The following is a 19,227-nucleotide window of genomic DNA, read 5'->3' as shown; positions in this document are numbered from 1 at the left end:
CTCTCGCGCAGTTCCGGCTGCGCGATTTGCGTTTTGCCAATCGCCGCTTCAAGCCTGTCCGGTCGCCGGCCAACGGCGTGTCGTTTTTTCATGCCGCGGAGCAGCCCGATGTCCCTTCCCGATAAAGCCTTTCCCGTTTCCTGGGATCAGTTCCACCGCGATGCGCGCGCCCTTGCCTGGCGGCTTGCCGGCTTGAATCAGACATTTAAGGCGATCGTCTGCATCACCCGCGGCGGCCTCGTTCCGGCCGCGATCATCTCGCGTGAACTGAACATCCGGCTGATCGAGACCGTCTGCGTCGCGTCCTATCATGACTATGTGAACCAGGGTGACATGGTGCTGCTCAAGGGAATAGCGCCCGAACTCATGGAGAATGGCGGCGAAGCCGTGCTGGTCGTCGACGATCTGACCGATACCGGCAAGACCGCCGCACAGGTGCGCACTATGCTGCCGAAAGCACATTTCGCCTGCGTCTACGCCAAGCCGAAGGGCGTGCCGACGGTCGACACTTTCATCACCGAGGTGAGCCAGGATACCTGGATCTATTTCCCCTGGGACATGGGTTTCACCTATCAGGAGCCGATCGCCAAGGGCGCGGGCTGATCGTTACAGACCAAAGCGCGCGACAATCGTATTTACCACTTGAAATTGTTCCAGATTTTGTCAGCGAGGTCTTCGGAATCCGCTATCGGGATCTGCACATCTATTTTATCTTTTGCTCATAAAATCGACAGATGCGAATCGTGTCGGGTTGCGCCTCAAGCGTGCGGCGAACAATACGGGTATAGGGAAGCAAGATGGCTCGATGGGGGCATGTAGGAGCGGTTGTGACTGTCGGGCTGGGGACCTTTCTGTTGCCGCTGGCGCCCGTCCATGCTGAGCCTGCCTACGTTCCCCTCGTGCACGACTACGTCGAGAAGCGGATCCGACCAATTGTGGAAACGCCATTGGTACTGAAGGCCATTGCCGAGCAGAACGCGAAATTCGGCAATGTCAGCGAAATGGATATGCGGGTACTCGATGAGGCCTACCGGTCGGAAGTCAATCAGCACCACCTGCAGATGGTCAAGCTGTTGCTCGACAAATCCGTGTCGCAGTACCTGAGGGAAAATCAGGATGCTTCGCAGGGCGCGATTCTCGAATTTTTCGTCACGGACTCGCATGGGCTGAATGTCGGGCAGAGCACCATCACCGCCGACTTCTGGCAGGGCGACGAGGAGAAATATCTCCAAACCTTCGCCAGCGGCTCCCGCGAGATCTTCATCGACCGGGCGGAACGCAACGAATCCACCCAGAACCTCGAGACGCAGGCGAGCTTCGTCGTCATGGACGAAGAGAACAGGCCGATCGGCGTCGCCATCGTCACCATCGCCATCGATGCGCTCTAACAGCATGTCGCGCAAAAGTTTGCGCTTTTGCGATAACGACGTGCTTTAGGAGCACTGATTTCACCGGCGAATCGGCATGCTCATTTGCGGCGGAAATGCCATCACAAGATTTGCCGCATGACGCTTTTTTGCCGTTTCGACCTTTTCCTTAGCCGGCAACACCTGCAAGCCATTGTAATATCAGCGCTCCCCGGCTTTCCCCAATCTCCACAGGCGCATCCACAACATGTTGTGGTTAGCAATCAATTAAAAGCCAGCCCTTGACGGAATCAGCTGTTTCAAACTTTACTGATCCTGATGTTGCGGCGGCGACAGGACCGGAGGTAACGAGCCCGGTTCCCTTTTGAAAATTAGGACGCGGAATCAGGGCGATGGACCGGAAACAGTTCAGGCCCGACAGGATTTTTGCGCGGTTTTCAGCCTCCAAAAAAAGTGACATCGGGGCTGGCGATAATAAGCTGTTAATACTATATTTAGTGTTTGCAGCCACCATCACCACAAGATACAGGAAGGACATCTCCGGATGACACCCCTGTCACAATACGGAAACGAGACTGGCTGCGCGACGACAAAGTGCCGCCGGATAGGAATTTTGCGCCGAGGTCGCGGGGACCAGGCGCCAACACGAGGTCAAGACAATGCGCATCGAACGTCGTTTCACGAAGGCCGGCCAAGGCGCCTATGCGGATATCGAATTCCGCAAGGCGACGAGCGAGATCAAGAACCCCGACGGTTCGATCGTGTTCCGCCTCGAGAATATCGATGTTCCCGCGCAGTTCTCCCAGGTCGCGACCGACGTTCTGGCGCAGAAGTATTTCCGCAAGGCCGGCGTTCCCACCCGACTGAAGAAGGTCGAGGAAAACGATGTTCCTTCCTTCCTGTGGCGCTCCGTTCCCGACGATGCTGCGCTGAAGACCCTGTCCAAGGACGAACAGACCGGCTCCGAAATCGATGCGCGCCAGGTCTTCGACCGTCTTGCCGGCACCTGGACCTATTGGGGCTGGAAGGGCGGCTATTTCTCCTCCGAGGAAGATGCCTCGGCCTTCAAGGACGAGCTTGCCTATATGCTCGCCACCCAGCGTGTCGCCCCGAACTCGCCGCAGTGGTTCAACACCGGCCTGCATTGGGCCTACGGCATCGACGGCCCCGGCCAGGGTCATTTCTACGTCGATCCCTTCACCGGCAAGCTGACCAAGTCCAAGTCGGCCTACGAACACCCGCAACCGCATGCCTGCTTCATCCAGTCTGTCGAGGACGATCTCGTCAACGAAGGCGGCATCATGGACCTCTGGGTGCGTGAAGCGCGCCTCTTCAAATACGGCTCCGGCACCGGCTCCAACTTCTCGATGCTGCGCGGCGAAGGCGAAAAGCTTTCCGGCGGCGGCCGCTCCTCCGGCCTGATGAGCTTCCTGAAGATCGGCGACCGCGCCGCCGGCGCCATCAAATCGGGCGGCACGACACGCCGCGCCGCCAAGATGGTGGTCGTCGACATCGACCATCCCGATATCGAGGAATACATCAACTGGAAGGTCAAGGAAGAGCAGAAGGTTGCGGCTCTCGTGACCGGCTCGAAGGTTGTCGCCAAGCATCTGAAGGCGATCATGAAGGCCTGCTTCAATTGCGAAGGCGGCGACAACGGCGATTGCTACGACCCCAACAAGAACCCTGCCCTGAAGCGCGAAATCCGCGCCGCCAAGAAGGACCAGGTTCCCGAGAACTACGTCCAGCGCGTCATCCAGTTTGCCCGCCAGGGCTACAAGGATCTCCAATTCAAGACCTACGACACGGATTGGGATTCGGAAGCCTACCTCACGGTATCCGGCCAGAACTCCAACAACTCCGTCTCGATCAAGGACGACTTCCTGCGCGCCGTCGAGAATGATGGCGAATGGAACCTGACCGCCCGCAAGGACGGCCGAGTGATGAAGACGCTGAAGGCACGCGATCTCTGGGAAACCATTTCCTACGCTGCCTGGGCCTCGGCCGATCCGGGCATCCACTTCAACACGACGATGAACGACTGGCACACCTCGCCGGCCGGCGGCCCGATCCGTGGCTCGAACCCATGCTCGGAATATATGTTCCTCGACGACACGGCCTGCAACCTTGCCTCGCTGAACCTGCTGCAGTTCAAGGACAAGGCCACCAAGCGCATCAACATCGCCGACTACGAACATGCGGTTCGCCTGTGGACCGTCGTGCTCGAAGTCTCGGTGATGATGGCGCAGTTCCCGTCGAAGCGCATTGCCGAACTCTCTTACGAATACCGCACGCTCGGCCTCGGCTACGCCAATATCGGCGGTCTGCTGATGTCAACAGGCATTCCCTACGACTCCACTGAGGCCCGCGCCATTGCAGGCTCGTTGACCGCGATCATGACCGGCATCTGCTATGCCACCTCGGCCGAAATGGCTGCCGAGCTTGGGCCCTTCCCGAACTTCGCGCCGAACCGCGAGAGCATGCTCAAGGTCATTCGCAACCATCGCCGTGCGGCGCATGGCGAGAGCTCCGGCTATGAGGCGCTGTCGATCAACCCGGTCGCGCTGATCCATTCGGAAAACCCGGACCAGGATCTCGTCGCCCACGCCAAATCGGCCTGGGACAAGGCGCTCGAGCTTGGTGAACAGCATGGCTACCGCAATGCCCAGGTTTCGGTCATCGCGCCCACCGGCACGATCGGTCTCGTCATGGATTGCGACACGACCGGCATCGAGCCCGACTTCGCCCTCGTCAAGTTCAAGAAGCTCGCCGGCGGCGGCTACTTCAAGATCATCAACCGCGCCGTGCCCGACGCGCTGCGCACGCTCGGCTATTCGGAAAGCCAGATCGCCGAGATCGAGGCCTATGCCGTCGGCCACGGCAACCTGAACCAGGCACCGGCTGTCAATCCGTCGACGCTGAAGACCAAGGGCTTCACCGACGAGAAGGTCGAAGCCGTCAACGCCGCGCTGAAGAGCGCCTTCGACATCAAGTTCGTCTTCAACCAGTGGACGCTCGGCGCCGACTTCCTGAAGGAGACGCTGAAGGTTTCCGACGAACAGCTCGGCGACATGAGCTTCAGCCTGCTCGACCATATCGGCTTCTCGAAGAAGGACATCGAAGCCGCCAACATCCATGTCTGCGGTGCGATGACACTGGAAGGCGCGCCCTTCCTCAAGAATGAGCACCTGCCGGTCTTCGATTGCGCCAATCCCTGCGGCAAGGTCGGCAAGCGCTACCTCTCGGTCGAAAGCCATATCCGCATGATGGCGGCTGCCCAGCCGTTCATCTCCGGCGCAATTTCCAAGACGATCAACATGCCGAACGAGGCGACCGTCGAGGATTGCAAGAACGCCTACATGCTCTCCTGGAAGCTTGGCCTCAAGGCCAACGCGCTCTATCGCGACGGCTCGAAACTGTCGCAGCCGCTCAATTCCTCGCTGATCGAGGACGAAGACGACGAGGATGCGCTGGAGGAACTGCTGCAGGCGCCGCTGGCCGCCCAGGCCGTTACCGTCACCGAGAAGATCATCGAGCGGGTGATCGAACGAGTTTCGCGCGAACGCGAGAAGCTGCCGAACCGCCGCCAGGGCTATACCCAGAAGGCCGCCGTCGGCGGACACAAGGTCTATCTCCGCACCGGCGAATTCGGCGACGGCCGCATCGGCGAGATCTTCATCGACATGCACAAGGAAGGTGCTGCCTTCCGTGCGATGATGAACAATTTCGCCATCGCCATCTCGCTCGGCCTGCAATATGGCGTGCCGCTCGAGGAATATGTCGAGGCCTTCACCTTCACCAAGTTCGAGCCGGCCGGCATGGTCATCGGCAATGACGCGATCAAGAACGCCACCTCGATCCTCGACTATGTCTTCCGCGAGCTTGCCGTCTCTTATCTCGGCCGCCATGACCTGGCGCATGTCGATACGTCGGACTTCTCGAACACCGCGCTCGGCAAGGGCATCCAGGAAGGCAAGACCAACCTGCTCTCCACCGGCTGGACCCGCGGCTACAAGCCGACACTGGTGTCCGGCACCGGCGGCGAACGCCAGGCAGGCGAACCCAAGGGTGCGGCGACCGCCGCCCCTGCCCGCGCCGCCTCCACCGGCACCGTTACTGCCTTTGCAGGCGCCGCTGCCCGCAAGCTGGAGCCGACGATTGCCGTCTCCACCTCCGAAATCGTCGCCTTCAAGCGCGACTACGAGGAGCGCGCCAAGGAGCTGGCGGAAGAGATCGCCGAAGAGGTGACCGAGGAACTCACCAGCGACGCAACGGCCCTCTTCTCCGACAAGGCGGCAGCCGACGCGGCAACGGCGAAATCCGAGGCGAAAAAGCGGGAAGCCGAACGCCGCCAGCGCTCGATCATGCAGGGCTATACCGGCAACATGTGCTCGGAGTGCCAGAACTTCACGATGGTGCGGAATGGGACTTGTGAGAAGTGCGACACGTGCGGTGCTACGAGCGGGTGCAGCTGAGTAGGCGGTGGTTGTGTAGCGCCACCCGAAGGCGTCCGAGAAAAATTGATCGATAGTGAAAAGCCGCCGACAGTCAGCTGCGGCGGCTTTTTTTGGCCGAGACGATCGCCACTCGTTTGAAGCTCGAGATAGACGCCGCGGTCTTCTCACTTCTCCTACAGCCTGCCTGGTGAGCTACGAGCAGGCTTGCAAGAACATTCGTCGCAATGTTGAATAGTTACAGTAAACGCGGGGGAATCGATGCGTTACATCGTGGCTGGGTTGTTGTTTCTATGCGCATTTCCTCTGTCTGCGGCGGAGATCACGCGAGAGCCGTTGGAGGGCGACACAGACCTGATCTCCGTCACGGGCGTCTTGAACGAAGGCGACGAAATTGTCTTCAGAAACCTGGCCGCCGCCTCCAGCAAAGCCCTTGTTTTTCTAAACAGCGAGGGCGGTGATCTCAAAGCCGGGATTGAGATCGGACGTGCCATCCGCCTTCGAGGCTTTGCCACTGCCACCCCGCCGGGGACCTTGTGCGCGTCGGCTTGCGCCCTGACCTGGCTTGCCGGTTCGCAGCGGTTTCTTCAGCCCGAATCCAATATCGGTTTCCATGCCGCCTATCGCGTGGTCGACGGAAAGGCCAGCGAGAGTGGTGTCGCCAACGCACTGGTCGGAGCTTATCTCAACCAGTTGGGATTGTCCGAGACTGCCATCGCCTACGTGACGTCGGCACCGCCTGAAGGCATCGCGTGGCTGACGGCCGCGAAGGCGCAGATGGTGGGCATCACTTACGACGCGATTGACGAGGACGGACCTGATCCGGCGTCCGAGGCGGGCAAGACGTTTCCCCACGATCCCATGGGCACGGTGACGGCCTTCTACTCCGCGCTCGCCGCAGCCGATGGTGAAACCGCCTCAGCGCTGGTCGTTCCGGAGAAACGCGGCCAAGGCCCATTCAACGAAGTGTCGATCCACGCCTTCTTCGGCGCGATGTCGGAGCCGCTCAAACTCACGGGAACGGCACTACGCGGCAATGATGATGTCCGGGTTTCGTACGAATACGTCACCAATGATGGACGTCGCTGCCAGGGTCGTGCCGATGTCCAGACCACCTACGTGTTTGGCAAGACCCTGGTCTCGAGGATCAAGGCGCTTGATGGCTGCTAGACAAATTACCGCACCTCGCCCGCGGACCGGCGATGCTTACTCTTCATACCTACAGGAATTGGCATCGCATTCGCCGCGATCGTGAGATCCCAGTCCACGCGATCTGGTGTGTGCCGGCCATTGATGCGAGAGCCGCAGGAAGAAGGGGATGCTTCTTCGAATTTCGTCCCGGGTCCCGCTCTGCCGTTACGGCTTCACGCGGTCGGGATGCGCCGCCTGGAAGGCCGGCAGGTCTGCGCATCCGGCGTCGATGTCGACGATGCGCTTGAAAGCGGTCAACTCAACGCCCCAGCGGCGGGCGTTGTAGAGCTGGGGAACAAGACAGAGGTCCGCCATCGTCGGCGTATTTCCAAAACTGAACGCGCCATCGGCTTTGCCGATCATCGCTTCCAGTTTGCCCAGTCCGTCGCTGATGAAATGCTTCATCCATTCCTCGCGGGCATCGGGCTTCTCCGTCATGGTCATCAGGTGCGACACGACATGCAGGTTGCAGATCGGATGGATGTCCATGGCGACCGCATAGGCAAGGGCGCGCACTTTCTGGCGATCGGCGATGTCCGATGGCAGCAATCCGCATTTCGGCCGTAGCTCGGCCAGATATTCGATGATCGCTAGCGACTGCGTCAGTGTTTTCCCGTCAAGCACCAATGTCGGCACCAGCCCCTGCGGGTTGAGCGCCAGATATTCCGGCGTCCTGTGCGCGCCCTCCAACAGGTTGATGGGCACGGTCTGATAATCGATGCCCAGGAGATTGAGCGCGATGCGGACGCGATAGCTCGCCGATGATCTCCAGTAGTCGTAGAGAACGACCTCCTTCATTGCGGCCCGGCTCCGCTGTATTTCTCGACCGTCTGCTCGATCGCCCCGAAGATCGAATGGCCGGCCTTATCCTTCATCTCGATGCGGACCTGATCGCCGAACTTCATGAAGGCGGTCTTCGGCGATCCGGTCTCGATGGCCTCGATCATCCTGAGTTCGGCGATGCAGGAGTAGCCGCTTCCGCCGTCTTCCACCGGCTTGCCCGGGCCGCCGTTGAGCTTGTTGGACACCGTTCCCGAGCCGATGATCGTGCCGGCCGCGAGATTGCGGGTTTTGGCGGCGTGGGCGATCAACTGGCCAAAGTCGAAGGTCATGTCGATGCCGGCGTTGGCCTTGCCGAATGGCTTGCCGTTCAGGCTGACGAGCAGCGGGAGATGCAGCTTGCCACCGTCCCACGCATCTCCAAGCTCATCCGGCGTCACCGCGACCGGAGAAAATGCCGATGCCGGCTTGGACTGGAAGAAGCCAAATCCCTTCGCCAATTCGTCCGGGATCAGACCGCGCAGCGAAACGTCGTTGACGAGCATCAGCAGGCGGACGGCGCCGCGTGCAGCCTCCGGGCTGGACCCCATGGCAACGTCGCCGGTTATGACGGCGACCTCGCCCTCCATGTCGATCCCGTAAGCCTCGTCGGCCATCACGATCGGGTCGCGCGGCGCAAGGAAAGCGTCCGACCCGCCCTGATAGATCAGCGGATCGGTCCAGAAGCTCGCCGGCATCTCGGCGCCGCGTGCCTTGCGCACCAGTTCGACATGGTTGACGTAAGCGGAGCCGTCGGCCCATTGATAGGCGCGCGGCAAAGGTGACGTAGCGTCATGTTCGTGAAACCGGATCGTCGGCTGGGCGCCGGTCTCGACGCCTTCGGCAATGAGCGCGAGCCTCGGAGCCACATGCTCCCAGTCATCGAGTGCTGCCTGCAATGTGCGGGCGATATGACCGACCTCGGAACAGCGGGTCAGGTCGCGGGAAACGACGACGAGCCGGCCGTCCCGCGTGGAGTCTTTTAACGTCGCAAGTTTCATGTCCGAATTCCGTGCAGGAGGATGACTTCAGTTGATGCATCACTTGATGCCGGGGGTTCCGTCGAACTTGCGTTCCAGGCCGTCCCAGCATTCCAGGTAATTATCCTGCAGCGTTTCGAGCTCGGCTGCGTATTTCGTCAGTTGCTGCGGGTACCGGGTCTCGAACATGAAGGCCATGGTGTGATCGAGCTTCACGGGTTTGAGCTCGGTATTGGATGCCTTTTCGAAGGCGAGCGCGTCCGGCCCGTGGGGAAGCATCATGTTGTGCAGGCTCATGCCGCCCGGCACGAAGCCCTCCTCCTTGGCGTCATATTGGCCATGGATCAGGCCCATGAATTCGCTCATGATGTTGCGGTGGTACCAAGGCGGTCGAAACGTATGTTCGGCGACCAGCCAGCGCGGCGGAAAGATCACGAAATCGACGTTCGCCGTACCCGCATCTTCGGTCGGCGCGGTCAGCACCGAAAAGATCGACGGATCGGGATGATCGAAGCGGATAGCGCCGACCGGCGAGAACGTCCGCAAGTCGTATTTGAACGGGGCGTAGTTGCCGTGCCAGGCCACCACATCCAGCGGCGAATGGCCGATGTCGGTGACATAGAATTTTCCGCACCACTTCACATGCACGCGGCACGGCGTTTCCTTATCCTCGAATGCGGCGACAGGCGTCTTGAAGTCACGCGGGTTTGCCAGGCAGTTGGCGCCGATCGGTCCGCGGTCCGGCAGGGTGAATTTCGCGCCGTAGTTCTCGCAGATGTAGCCACGCCAGACCGTCTGGTCGCCACCCCTCATGATCTTGAACATCATGCCGCGCGGGATCAGGCATATTTCCAGGGGCTCGACATCCATGATGCCCATTTCGGTGAACACTCTGATGGCGCCGAGCTGCGGCACGATCAGCAATTCACCATCGGCGTTGAAGAAGTAATCGTCGACCATGTCCTCATTGAAGACATAGGCATGGGCTGACATGCCCACCTGGGTGGCGGCATCACCTGCCGTCGTGATGGTCCGCACCCCTTCGAGGAATGTCAGTCTCTCCGAGGGCGCCGGGACGGGATCCCAGCGAAGCTGGCCGAGGGGAAGCGAATGTTCGTCGAGGCACGGCGCGGTTTTCCAGAGCGGATAGGACGCGTTGGAGAAGCGGCGGGTGTGACGCACGCTCGGGCGGATGCGGTAAAGCCAGGACCTTTCGTTGGTCCCGCGCGGCGCGGTGAACGGCGAGCCGGAAAGCTGCTCCGCATAGAGACCATAGTTGCATTTCTGCGGACTGTTCTGGCCTTGCGGCAAGGCGCCGGGAAGCGACTCGGTTTCGAAGTCATTGCCGAACCCCGGCATATATTTCAGCGTGTTTGCTGTCGCGGCTTCACCATCCGACGTCTGGATCGATGTCTGGTCCATGCTCACTCCTCCCCGAACACTCCAGCGCCGCGCGTCTGAAAGATGCGCGGCGCTAGTGAGTTTACTCCGCTGCAGTCCCGATGACACCACGCTTGATCTGATCGGCCTCGATCGACTCAAAGAGAGCCCGGAAATTGCCTTCGCCGAAACCCTCGTCGCCCTTGCGCTGGATGAATTCGAAGAAGATCGGGCCGATGACGGTCTTGGAGAAGATCTGCAGCAGGATTTTCGTCATGCCGCCATTCACCACACCTTCGCCATCGATGAGGATACCGTGTTTCTTCATGCGTTCGACAGGTTCACTATGGCCGTTCACGCGTTCATAGGACATGTCGTAATAGGTCTCCGGCGGACCCGGCATGAAACGCAGGCCGTTGTCGGCCAGCCTGTCGGTGGCGTCGTAAATATCCTCCGTTCCAACGGCGATATGCTGGATGCCCTCGCCCTTGTACTTCTTCAGATATTCCTCGATCTGGCTGGTGTCGTCCTTCGATTCATTCAGCGGAATGCGGATTTTGCCGCAGGGCGAGGTGATGGCGCGGCTCACCAGACCGGTGATGCGCCCATCGATATCGAAGAAGTGGATCTGCTTGAAATTGAACAGGTTGCGGTAAAAATCCCACCACTTGTCCATGTTGCCGCGAAAGACGTTGTGCGTCAGATGGTCGAGATAATAGAAGCCGATCCCCTGGGGATGCGGGTCGCGCTCGCCGAGCCAATCGAACTCGGCCTCGTAGGCCGATCCCTTGGCACCATAGGTCTCGACGAAATAGAGCAGCGAGCCGCCGATGCCGACAATCGCCGGAACATCGAGCATCTTGTCGTCCCCTTCATACGGGACAGCGCCTTTTGACACCGCATGCTTGAACGCGTGTTGGGCGTCGACGACGCGCCAGGCCATCGATGGGGCGCAGGGACCGTGATTTGCGACGAAGCGCGCGGCATGGCTGCCGGGTTCGGCGTTCAGGACATAGTTGATGTCGCCTTGTCGCCAGACGGTGATATCTTTCGTCTTGTGTTTGGCGACCGCAACATAGCCCATGCGTGTGAAGAGTTCGCGCAGCGTTTCGGGCTCGGGATGGGCGAATTCGACGAATTCGAAGCCGTCGGTGCCGGCCGGATTGTCGGCGGTGATTTCCGAGGGCGGCGCGTCATGCGGGAACGGACCCATTTTCTTTCCTCCAGAGGAGATTGCATTTGATATGCAAAGTGTGGCCCAAAACGCGTGCAAAGTTCTTGCATTCTTTATGCTTCAGGAGGAGATCATGCACGATCTGTGAGCGTTTTGGAGATTTCGTGCAATGGATGAGCCGCTCGATAAATTGGATCTGCGCCTGCTCCAGGAACTTCAAAAGGATGGCAGGCTGACGAACAACGAGTTGGGCGAGCGGATCGCGCTTTCACCGTCGCAATGTTCGCGCCGGCGCACAAGACTGGAGGCTGAAGGATATATCCGCAGCTACCGCGCCTACCTCGATCGGCAGAAGCTGGGTCTCGATATGCTGGTGGTCATTTCCGTGACGCTTGCGACCCACAACAGAGACAATGCCCGCCGGTTTTCGCAACTGATCAACGGACTGCCGGAAGTTCTCGAAGCCTATGCCTTGACCGGTGAAATGGACTATCACCTGACGGTCGCGACCCGCGGGCTCGCCGACCTCTCGAAATTCGTCAACGACGTCCTGTTGCCCCACGAGTCGGTGCAGCACGTGAAGACGTCGATCGTTCTCGATACGCTGAAGACATTCGAAGGCTTTCCGATACACATGCCAGGCGGTTGGCATGGTGACAGCACGCGGTAATCCGGGTTGTAAGCGTCAGTCAGAGCGGCAGTTCGGTCGAGAATTTCAACTCGCGCAGCACGAAGCTCGAGACCACGGTGCGCACATGCGGGTTGCGCATGAGATAGCGGGTCATGAAGGCTTCGTAGCTTTCCACGTCGCTTGCCCGGATCTTCAGCATATAGTCGAAGGCGCCCGACAGGGCGTAGCATTCCATGATCTCCGGCCGCTCCAGCACCACGGAAGCGAAAGACGCGACCGCCTCTTCGTGGTGATCCTCCAGCGTCACATGCGCGATCACACAGAGCTTGAGATCGAGTTTTCCAGGATCGAGCAGCGTCACCCGCTTGCGGATGACGCCGTCGGCTTCAAGCTCCTGGATCTTCCGCCATGCCGAACTCTGCGACATGCCGGCCTTTTCCGCCAGGTCGGCCAGCGAAAGGCTGCCGTCGGCCTGGACGAGTTGCAGAAGCTTACGGCGAAAATTCCCAGGTTCTTTCATTTTTGGCGTCGCTTTCGGGAATATTTGCCACTATTATGGCGATAGCCAGCATGAAAGAAAAGAAAATCCTCCAAACTCGGACCATAATGGCAGGAAAAGTGCCCTGCTCGGGAGGATCAGCACATGACCAAGGAAAGCAGCTATACCGCCAAACTGCCCGGCCCGGATGGTTTGTACGACTACACCCCGGATGAAGATGTTATCTGGGGCGAACTCTACCGGCGTCAGATGACGCTGCTTTCCGATACCGCCTGCCGCGAATATCTGGACGGCGTCAAAATGCTGGGGCTGAAGCCGGATAAGGTGCCTCAGCTTCTCGATGTGAACAGACGCCTGAACGAGACCACCGGCTTTGGCGTCGAAGGTGTGCCGGCGCTCATTCCGCCCTCACGCTTTTATGAACTTCTGTCACAAGGCAAATTCCCGCTTGCAACCTTCCTGCGCCGTCGCGAACATATCGACTATATCGAGGAGCCGGACCTGTTCCACGAGGTCTTCGGCCACTGCCCCATGCTCACCAACCAGAGCTATGCCAATTTCGTCCGGCATTTCGGCGAAACCGCCGTCCGCCTCGGCAAGGGCTATTCATGGCATCTGTTCCGGATCTTCTGGTTCACTGTCGAATTCGGCCTGATCAATACGCCGCAGGGACGCCGCTGCTTCGGCGCGGGCATCGTCTCATCGCCCAGCGAAGCGAAAGCGGCAATGGAAGGCAAAGCGTGCGAATTCCGGCCGTTCGATCTGCTGAGCGTGCTGCGGACGCCCTACCGGATCGATATCCTCCAGCCGATCTACTATGTGATCGACAGCTTCGCCGATCTTGAAGCGATCGTGGAGCAGGATATCGAGGCCACGATCCTCAAAGCAAAACAGCTGGGAGATTTCGCCCCGGCTTTCGAAGCCAAAGCTTCGTGAATCGCGAATGATAGGGAGCGACGCCAACACATCGCGTCGACGACGGACTGGAGAAGGCAGTCACTTCGGAGCGGCTGAACTTCGATTGACGAAGTCCACCACGACCCCTGGTTTGACCATAGCCGCCAACTCTTCGGCATCCCAGTTCGTCAACCGCACGCAACCGTGCGAGCCAACCTTGTCGATGAGCTTCGGTTCCGGTGTCCCATGTATACCATAAGTCGGCTCGGTCAGATCGATCCAGACCGTACCAACAGGACCGTTCGGCCCTTTCGGGATCGTCAGGACCCTGTCGTTCTTTCCCTGTTTGAAGTTGCGCTTCGGGTCATACCGGTAGACCGGCATCCTCGCGACACCCTTGACCTTGTGTTTTCCTGACGGCGCCTGATTGTCTTCGCTTCCGATCGTTGCGGGATAGACTGCAAGCAGCGATCCATCCGCGGCATAGGCGAGCACCTGCCCCGTCTTCCTGTCGGCCTCGATCTTCTTGACCTTTCCTTGCCTTGGAGAGCCGGGATCCACGACCCACACCGTATCGCCAGGAGCAAACTGCGAAGCCAGGTTGAGCGCATGCACGAGATCGATGCCCATGTGGAACCGCTCGGATAGTTTCTCTGCAACGCTCGTATATCCCAAGCTCTGCATCTTTGCCTTCTCGCCATAGTCTTCGGGAATCTTGTCGACGAGGCCCGCGGCATCCTCTGCCGAGACGACATAGCTTTCAACGATCGGGGCAACGATGGCGGCATTGCCTTCAAGGCGGGAGGCGACCTCTGGATCCAGCCTCCCATCGACAGGAAGATTGTTCATCGCCTCGAAGCCGGCCACGGCCTTGTCTACGTTTTCGCCGGAGAGGCCATCGATCACGCCGGGAGACGAGCCTGCACGGTCGAGCAGGACCTGAAGGCGGACGATCGCCGGGTCCGGATCTCCCGGTGCCAGCTTCTCAGTCCCAATGGACGCAATCGACGCGGTATTGATTGCTTCGGGTCGGAGCTCCCGCGCGGCGGCACCGCCAACGGAGATGGTCAGAGCGAGCAGCGACATCGGCAGGGCTGTTTTCATGGACGACAAATGGCCGGCGGCGCAACTTGTTCCAGTGCGACCCGAGCCAGAGGGGTGTTCACGATGATTTCAATGTCCAGCCTCAGCAAATTCAGTACAACGGCCATTTGATCCGAAGGAGCTCGTGAATGCCGCGCGAGAGCGTCAATGACCTGATGGCCTTTCTGGCGGTCGCCCGAGAGAAGAGCTTTACGCGGGCGGCTGCGAAGCTGGGCGTGTCTCAATCGGCGCTCAGCCACGTTGTCCGCCAGCTCGAGGCGCGGCTCGGGATCCGGCTGCTGACCCGTACCACGCGGGCCGTTTCGCTCACTGACGCTGGAGAGCGGTTGTTCCAAGGCGTGGGGCCTCATTTCGACGAGATCGAGGCTCAACTCGAAACCATCACGGAATTCAGGGAAAAGCCGGCCGGGAACATCCGCATCACGGCATCCGACCATGCGATCAACTGGATCATCTGGCCGAAGCTCCAGCGTTTCCTGCCGAACAACCCTGACATCAAGGTGGAACTGATGCGCGAAAACGGGCTGTCCGACATCGTGACCGAGCGCTTCGACGGCGGCGTCCGGATGGGAGAGCAGGTGGCGAAAGACATGATCTCGACACGCATCGGGCCTGATTTCCCCTTTGCCGTTGTCGGCGCACCCTCATATTTCGACGGCAATGGGGTTCCGGAGCATCCGCAGGACCTTGTCCGCCACAACTGCATCAACGAGCGCCTGCCCACATATGGCGGCTTCTGGGCCTGGGAGTTCGAAGACAACGGGAAAGAGATCAGGATCAGGGTGGAGGGACAGCTTGCCTTCAATAACTCCTATCAGAGTGTGGAAGCGGCGCTGGACGGACTTGGCTTGGCATACGTACCGGAAGACGTCGCGCTACCTCATATCGCGGAAGGCCGTCTGAGACGCGTGCTGGAAGCCTTTTCCCCACACTGGGATGGCTACCATCTCTACTATCCCAGCAGAAGGCAGTCCTCTCCGGCTTTCGTGGCGCTGGTGGACGCCCTGCGCCACCGAACCTGACGGTCGGCATCGGGTATAGTCATCCTCTTTTCTACGGCAAGCAGCGGTCACGGCGTCTTCGCGTATTTCCTGGCTTCGCGCGATCTGGCCGTGCGACGGGCCGGCCTCAATTCCTCGATCGTCGGCAGCCACCACTCGGCGTTTTGAATCGGAAGCATTTTCGCGGGCCAGGTGCGGACGAGTTCTTCGAATGTGGGCGGCCGCCAATATCCCCAGACGTGATCCTCAGTAATGCCGGGATAGACGTCCACAACGACGTCCGGGTCGACCAATTCGCCTGAGATTTCGGTAAAGACGACGATTCCATAGGCGATGACCACAGGACGTCCTATCGGCGGCAGGTCGTCGCTTCGAAGCGGGTAACGATGACGCTTTCGTTCCGCAGAGCGGAGCTTGCTGCGTATATCCTGTTCGGTCCCTTTCCGATCCTCGGCGCGACGTCGCCTTTCCTCTGGCTCGTTTCTGCGAGCCGCCGCCTCGATCTCAGGCCATCTTCGTCGGAGTTCCTCATAGGACCGGAAGGGAACGTGCCATATCCTGAGATCGCCGTCCCAGCGTGAGAATGGCACTTCGCGCAATTCGTCGACGACGGTCTTCGAGTACGGGGTGCGGATTCGAAAGCCTGCCTTGCCGAGTTCAAGATATGGACTGTCGATGGGATCGAAGACGAAAGCGTCGCGTCCCTTCGCATCCGCATGGGCGTCGGCTTCGGCCTCGATCTCGGCAAGCCATCGTCCGATGCGGCGGGACGCCGTCCGTCCGGGAACGAACCACGCCTTTCGGGCATCACTCCAGCGGGCCCGGGGGAAGCGGCTTCGGAATTGCTCGACGGTCATCCGGTCGTAAGGGAAGGAAATGTCGGCGCCCGGCTTCGCACCGTCTTCGACGGACGGCGCCTTGTCATGATCAGCGGGGGATTTCGTTTCGGTCATGGAAGGAAACGCTGACGCGCAGCGATCGGTTTCCGGTGGCGGCCCGCCGGTGATCCTCTCAGTGAATTGTCTTCGACCGCTTCTCGGCATGCGAAATGTCATCGAGCGTCGCAATCAGCTTTTCGAACTCGTTCAAGACCCGATGGAACTCGGCGTCCTGCATGTTGGCGATTTCCGATATCGTCGAGGACACGGACGCAATCAGCCTGTCGATCCAAACACAGTGCTCGGCCGGCACATTTCCGAGAACCTCCCGCCGATGCGTCTTCAGCTCGCGGAGGATGCGAACGATAAGGGTTCTCCGGTCCGCCCGACTCAAGAGCGGAAGCCTTGTCTGCGCCTGCTGGATTTCCGTTATCAGCGCCGTCGCCATCCCTGATCTCCAACACTCTAATACAACCGGGTATCACAACCGTAGCGTTCGCAACACGGACTTAAGTCCGATTCACCAGCGTGGTGCAGCATCATCCGCACCGCGCGACCACCGCCGATAATCAATTGCTCGTCGCAACGAGATCCGACATGTCACAGCTGCGCCGCGGTCCTTCCCATGGTTGATACGTATTGTCTTCCGGTCGATACGAGTTGTAGCGAGCGGCGCACCGGGCTACCGCCTGTGCATTCACTTTCGTACCGACGCCTTCACCGGCCTCGGCCACAGTCGGCTGGAACGGCGAAGCGCATTCGCGGGTCTCACCGTTATAGGATCGATAGCTGTTGGTCGCGGGATTGAAAGAGCGATAACGTTCCCCACACCAGGCGAGATGCGCGGCCGAAAGTCTGGGCTGCGGTGTCTGAAGTTCGGCTGGCGGGCGAGCCGAATCCGGCCTCGCCGCTGACGCCATGCTGGCCGACGCCTCGGTCACATAGCTGGAATAGAGAGGCGCAATTCGTTCATAGTGCTGCTGCCGAGGATCGACTTTCACCGGCGTCGTCGTCCATAGATCGGGCGCTGCGAGCTCCTTGAAGGCGTGAGGCTCGGAATCCGCCACGACATAGGATGCGACAGATGCGGCAGCGACGCAGACCCCGACCGAGCTTAAGATGCCAAAGGCAACCGATGCGATGGCTTTCATCGTCCCGACCCCTGCTGTTGAGCCTGTGGAATCCAGACGCGGCCGGCGGCACTGCTATGTCGGCCGCCGGTGGCGACAAGCACGGCGAGAATGCCGGCGATTGCCAGCAGGATGGCGATCAGCGGCACGGCCAGACCACGGGATTTCTCTTCGGAATAGATCATGTTCCTCTCCTCGTTGGCGCTCCGGCGGCGGAGTCGCCGCCGGGGCATCGGCTGTTTTTGGCCGCACGACGACGCTGCCGTCGGTCGTGCGGCGGTTCCCGGACTTTGAGCGATGATTTCCGGATGGAGGACGCGGCAGAGGCCGCGTGAAGGATCAGATCACTTGATAACCTGGATCACCTTGCGGGACGACGGTTCGACGATGACACGTTCATCATTGATCACCGCGTAAGCATAGGTCGGGTCATCCGGAACAGGCGTCACGACAACCGTCTCCGGCAGGGGCTGACCGACGACAACCTTCTCCTTCACGACCACGCGCGCCGATGGTGCCGGAACCTCGCGGACATAGGTGACGACCTTTTGCGGCGGCGGATCGATCACGGTACCCACGACTGCGCCGGCAACGCCGCCGACAGCAGCGCCAACGGGGCCGCCGACGATCGCGCCGGTGACCGCGCCACCGGCGGCACCGTTGACGGTCGAGGACTGGGCGAATGCGACGCCCGACATCAGGGTCGCGGCAGTTGCCGCACCGACGATAAGCTTGGAGATCATTTTTTCTCCTCCTTCTGTTTCGAGGCGGCCTTCGTGACCGCTGCCAAACCAACTAGCTGGAGGCAGGGTCGTTCCACGCCCCGGACCTCAGTCCGATGTATCCCGGCCTTTGGTCCCAAACCCATGTCAATGCCCGTTGCCGGCGCTATTTCAGGATCAAAAGGCCCCGCACACACGGGCATAGGCAGGAGACTGAAGGAGATGGCACGATCCAATCGCCGCGAAGCTGGACGCCGGCGCCTGGCGATGCGTTTGCCGCAGATACGAAAGCTGATCATGGCAGCGTGCGACCCGTTGCAACTCGATCTCTTCGAGGCCTACCAGATGGCAGTCGAAGCGCGCGACACTCTTCGAGGGCAGCCATTCAATTCGCACCTGGTGCGGGAATGCGACGAGACATGCTTCGAGATCGAACAGCACGTCATCCGCGCAATACAAGAACCTTCCTTCGCGCAGCGCACTCGCTGAAGTCCGGTGAGCCCTCTACGCCAGAGGGCGTTATGGAGCGCGGCCGGCGACGATGAGCGCGCTCACGGGAAGGGTCTCGTAAAGCTCGGCGACGCCTTCCTCGAACGGCGCGAGAGAAGAGGCCGATGCGGCGCGGGTGGCGCCTTCGATATCCATGGAAATCGTCACTCACAAGCCTCCAAACCCGGGTTCGTCGGTCAGGAAATATGCTTGAATCTACTGATGTCTACGGGGTCAGACCTTGGTCCGAACCCTGTCGGACCGAAGTCCCTGGGTTGGAACGCGCGTCGGACTCGCGCCGTTTCGAACGATATTGAAGGAGATCCGAAAATGAACCAGAGTCATAGATCCCGAGTGAATGACGCCTGTAATGCGTCCGTCTTCGCACTTGTTATCGTTCTGGCCGCTCTTCTCTACATCTTCGGCGCAGCCATATCCGGCGATACCGTCGGGTTGACCCAAAGCATAAGAGGCGCCGAGGTGTTCGACACCAGGAATGTGCCCTGATGCT

The 19,227-nt window shown here is 60.0% G+C and carries 22 protein-coding genes; 9 read left to right on the top strand and 13 right to left on the bottom strand.

The genetic code is table 11. The annotated features are described in order from the left end of the window. Positions 1 to 108: 108 nt before the first annotated feature. Together gpt and AC245Y_RS07695 are read left to right on the top strand one after the other, a co-directional pair. The gene (gene gpt, locus AC245Y_RS07700; RefSeq protein WP_017993700.1) at positions 109 to 603 is read left to right on the top strand and encodes a xanthine phosphoribosyltransferase; all 495 of its coding nucleotides are present in this window, start codon (positions 109 to 111) and stop codon (positions 601 to 603) included. 194 nt (positions 604 to 797) lie between these two features. Next, complete coding sequence (locus tag AC245Y_RS07695) at positions 798 to 1,388, top strand: hypothetical protein (RefSeq protein WP_017993699.1); 591 nt, start codon at positions 798 to 800, stop codon at positions 1,386 to 1,388. Between the two features lie 235 nt (positions 1,389 to 1,623). Here the strand turns inward: AC245Y_RS07695 and AC245Y_RS07690 are convergent, their stop codons facing one another. Continuing rightward, positions 1,624 to 1,905, bottom strand: a complete 282-nt coding sequence (locus AC245Y_RS07690; RefSeq protein ID WP_157628321.1) for a hypothetical protein — start codon at positions 1,903 to 1,905, stop codon at positions 1,624 to 1,626. A gap of 121 nt (positions 1,906 to 2,026) precedes the next feature. On the opposite strand from AC245Y_RS07690, the gene AC245Y_RS07685 reads away from it, so the two are divergent. Together AC245Y_RS07685 and AC245Y_RS07680 are read left to right on the top strand one after the other, a co-directional pair. Then, on the top strand, positions 2,027 to 5,842 hold the full coding sequence (locus tag AC245Y_RS07685; RefSeq protein ID WP_017993696.1) for a vitamin B12-dependent ribonucleotide reductase: 3,816 nt from the start codon (positions 2,027 to 2,029) through the stop codon (positions 5,840 to 5,842). Positions 5,843 to 6,082: 240 nt separating this feature from the next. After that, on the top strand, positions 6,083 to 6,991 hold the full coding sequence (locus tag AC245Y_RS07680) for a COG3904 family protein (protein WP_012757080.1): 909 nt from the start codon (positions 6,083 to 6,085) through the stop codon (positions 6,989 to 6,991). A 186-nt stretch (positions 6,992 to 7,177) separates the two neighbouring features. Here the strand turns inward: AC245Y_RS07680 and maiA are convergent, their stop codons facing one another. The 4 genes from maiA to hppD all read right to left on the bottom strand — a co-directional run bounded on the left by maiA (position 7,178) and on the right by hppD (position 11,404). Then, entirely contained in the window at positions 7,178 to 7,810 is a 633-nt protein-coding gene (maiA, locus tag AC245Y_RS07675; RefSeq protein ID WP_017993695.1) for a maleylacetoacetate isomerase, read from the bottom strand. After that, positions 7,807 to 8,832: a fumarylacetoacetate hydrolase family protein gene (locus AC245Y_RS07670; protein ID WP_017993694.1), complete on the bottom strand. Its 1,026-nt coding sequence runs from the start codon at positions 8,830 to 8,832 to the stop codon at positions 7,807 to 7,809. Before AC245Y_RS07670 ends, maiA begins: the two co-directional genes overlap by 4 nt. A gap of 39 nt (positions 8,833 to 8,871) precedes the next feature. Then, positions 8,872 to 10,233, bottom strand: coding sequence for a homogentisate 1,2-dioxygenase (gene hmgA, locus AC245Y_RS07665; RefSeq protein WP_017993693.1), 1,362 nt, complete (start codon positions 10,231 to 10,233; stop codon positions 8,872 to 8,874). A gap of 61 nt (positions 10,234 to 10,294) precedes the next feature. After that, positions 10,295 to 11,404 carry a 4-hydroxyphenylpyruvate dioxygenase gene (gene hppD / locus AC245Y_RS07660; RefSeq protein WP_012757076.1) on the bottom strand — a complete coding sequence of 370 codons (1,110 nt, stop codon included), beginning with the start codon at positions 11,402 to 11,404 and terminating at the stop codon, positions 10,295 to 10,297. 130 nt (positions 11,405 to 11,534) lie between these two features. Here hppD and AC245Y_RS07655 point away from each other — a divergent pair, with 130 nt between their 5' ends. Continuing rightward, positions 11,535 to 12,035 (top strand): Lrp/AsnC family transcriptional regulator, encoded by a 501-nt coding sequence (locus tag AC245Y_RS07655; RefSeq protein WP_017993692.1) that lies wholly within the window; start codon positions 11,535 to 11,537, stop codon positions 12,033 to 12,035. Between the two features lie 19 nt (positions 12,036 to 12,054). On the opposite strand, the gene AC245Y_RS07650 is transcribed toward AC245Y_RS07655, so the two are convergent. Beyond that, positions 12,055 to 12,516 (bottom strand): Lrp/AsnC family transcriptional regulator, encoded by a 462-nt coding sequence (locus tag AC245Y_RS07650; protein ID WP_003547665.1) that lies wholly within the window; start codon positions 12,514 to 12,516, stop codon positions 12,055 to 12,057. Between the two features lie 123 nt (positions 12,517 to 12,639). Between AC245Y_RS07650 and AC245Y_RS07645 the strand changes: the two genes are divergently transcribed. Next, the gene (locus tag AC245Y_RS07645) at positions 12,640 to 13,431 is read left to right on the top strand and encodes a phenylalanine 4-monooxygenase (protein ID WP_017993691.1); all 792 of its coding nucleotides are present in this window, start codon (positions 12,640 to 12,642) and stop codon (positions 13,429 to 13,431) included. Positions 13,432 to 13,491: 60 nt separating this feature from the next. On the opposite strand, the gene AC245Y_RS07640 is transcribed toward AC245Y_RS07645, so the two are convergent. Then, the gene (locus AC245Y_RS07640; RefSeq protein ID WP_017993690.1) at positions 13,492 to 14,505 is read right to left on the bottom strand and encodes a L,D-transpeptidase family protein; all 1,014 of its coding nucleotides are present in this window, start codon (positions 14,503 to 14,505) and stop codon (positions 13,492 to 13,494) included. 119 nt (positions 14,506 to 14,624) lie between these two features. On the opposite strand from AC245Y_RS07640, the gene AC245Y_RS07635 reads away from it, so the two are divergent. Then, positions 14,625 to 15,518, top strand: coding sequence for a LysR family transcriptional regulator (locus tag AC245Y_RS07635; RefSeq protein ID WP_017993689.1), 894 nt, complete (start codon positions 14,625 to 14,627; stop codon positions 15,516 to 15,518). Between the two features lie 47 nt (positions 15,519 to 15,565). Here AC245Y_RS07635 and AC245Y_RS07630 read toward each other — a convergent pair whose 3' ends face one another. The 5 genes from AC245Y_RS07630 to AC245Y_RS07610 form a co-directional block, all read right to left on the bottom strand. Beyond that, positions 15,566 to 16,450, bottom strand: coding sequence for a hypothetical protein (locus AC245Y_RS07630; protein WP_017993688.1), 885 nt, complete (start codon positions 16,448 to 16,450; stop codon positions 15,566 to 15,568). Between the two features lie 58 nt (positions 16,451 to 16,508). Then, positions 16,509 to 16,823 carry a hypothetical protein gene (locus AC245Y_RS07625; protein WP_017993687.1) on the bottom strand — a complete coding sequence of 105 codons (315 nt, stop codon included), beginning with the start codon at positions 16,821 to 16,823 and terminating at the stop codon, positions 16,509 to 16,511. Between the two features lie 121 nt (positions 16,824 to 16,944). Then, positions 16,945 to 17,526 (bottom strand): BA14K family protein, encoded by a 582-nt coding sequence (locus AC245Y_RS07620; RefSeq protein ID WP_017993686.1) that lies wholly within the window; start codon positions 17,524 to 17,526, stop codon positions 16,945 to 16,947. After that, positions 17,523 to 17,690 carry a hypothetical protein gene (locus tag AC245Y_RS07615; protein WP_012757068.1) on the bottom strand — a complete coding sequence of 56 codons (168 nt, stop codon included), beginning with the start codon at positions 17,688 to 17,690 and terminating at the stop codon, positions 17,523 to 17,525. The genes AC245Y_RS07620 and AC245Y_RS07615 overlap by 4 nt, the downstream gene beginning before the upstream one ends. Positions 17,691 to 17,849: 159 nt before the next feature. Then, complete coding sequence (locus AC245Y_RS07610; protein ID WP_026157322.1) at positions 17,850 to 18,248, bottom strand: DUF1236 domain-containing protein; 399 nt, start codon at positions 18,246 to 18,248, stop codon at positions 17,850 to 17,852. 201 nt (positions 18,249 to 18,449) lie between these two features. Here AC245Y_RS07610 and AC245Y_RS07605 point away from each other — a divergent pair, with 201 nt between their 5' ends. Continuing rightward, positions 18,450 to 18,716: a hypothetical protein gene (locus AC245Y_RS07605; RefSeq protein ID WP_017993684.1), complete on the top strand. Its 267-nt coding sequence runs from the start codon at positions 18,450 to 18,452 to the stop codon at positions 18,714 to 18,716. 30 nt (positions 18,717 to 18,746) lie between these two features. On the opposite strand, the gene AC245Y_RS07600 is transcribed toward AC245Y_RS07605, so the two are convergent. Beyond that, positions 18,747 to 18,884, bottom strand: a complete 138-nt coding sequence (locus tag AC245Y_RS07600; protein WP_245274007.1) for a hypothetical protein — start codon at positions 18,882 to 18,884, stop codon at positions 18,747 to 18,749. Positions 18,885 to 19,046: 162 nt separating this feature from the next. On the opposite strand from AC245Y_RS07600, the gene AC245Y_RS07595 reads away from it, so the two are divergent. Continuing rightward, entirely contained in the window at positions 19,047 to 19,223 is a 177-nt protein-coding gene (locus AC245Y_RS07595) for a hypothetical protein (protein WP_026157321.1), read from the top strand. Positions 19,224 to 19,227: the final 4 nt, after the last annotated feature.

Source organism: Rhizobium sp. SRDI943 (assembly GCF_057653695.1).
This window is presented reverse-complemented; position numbering and strand designations above follow the sequence as displayed.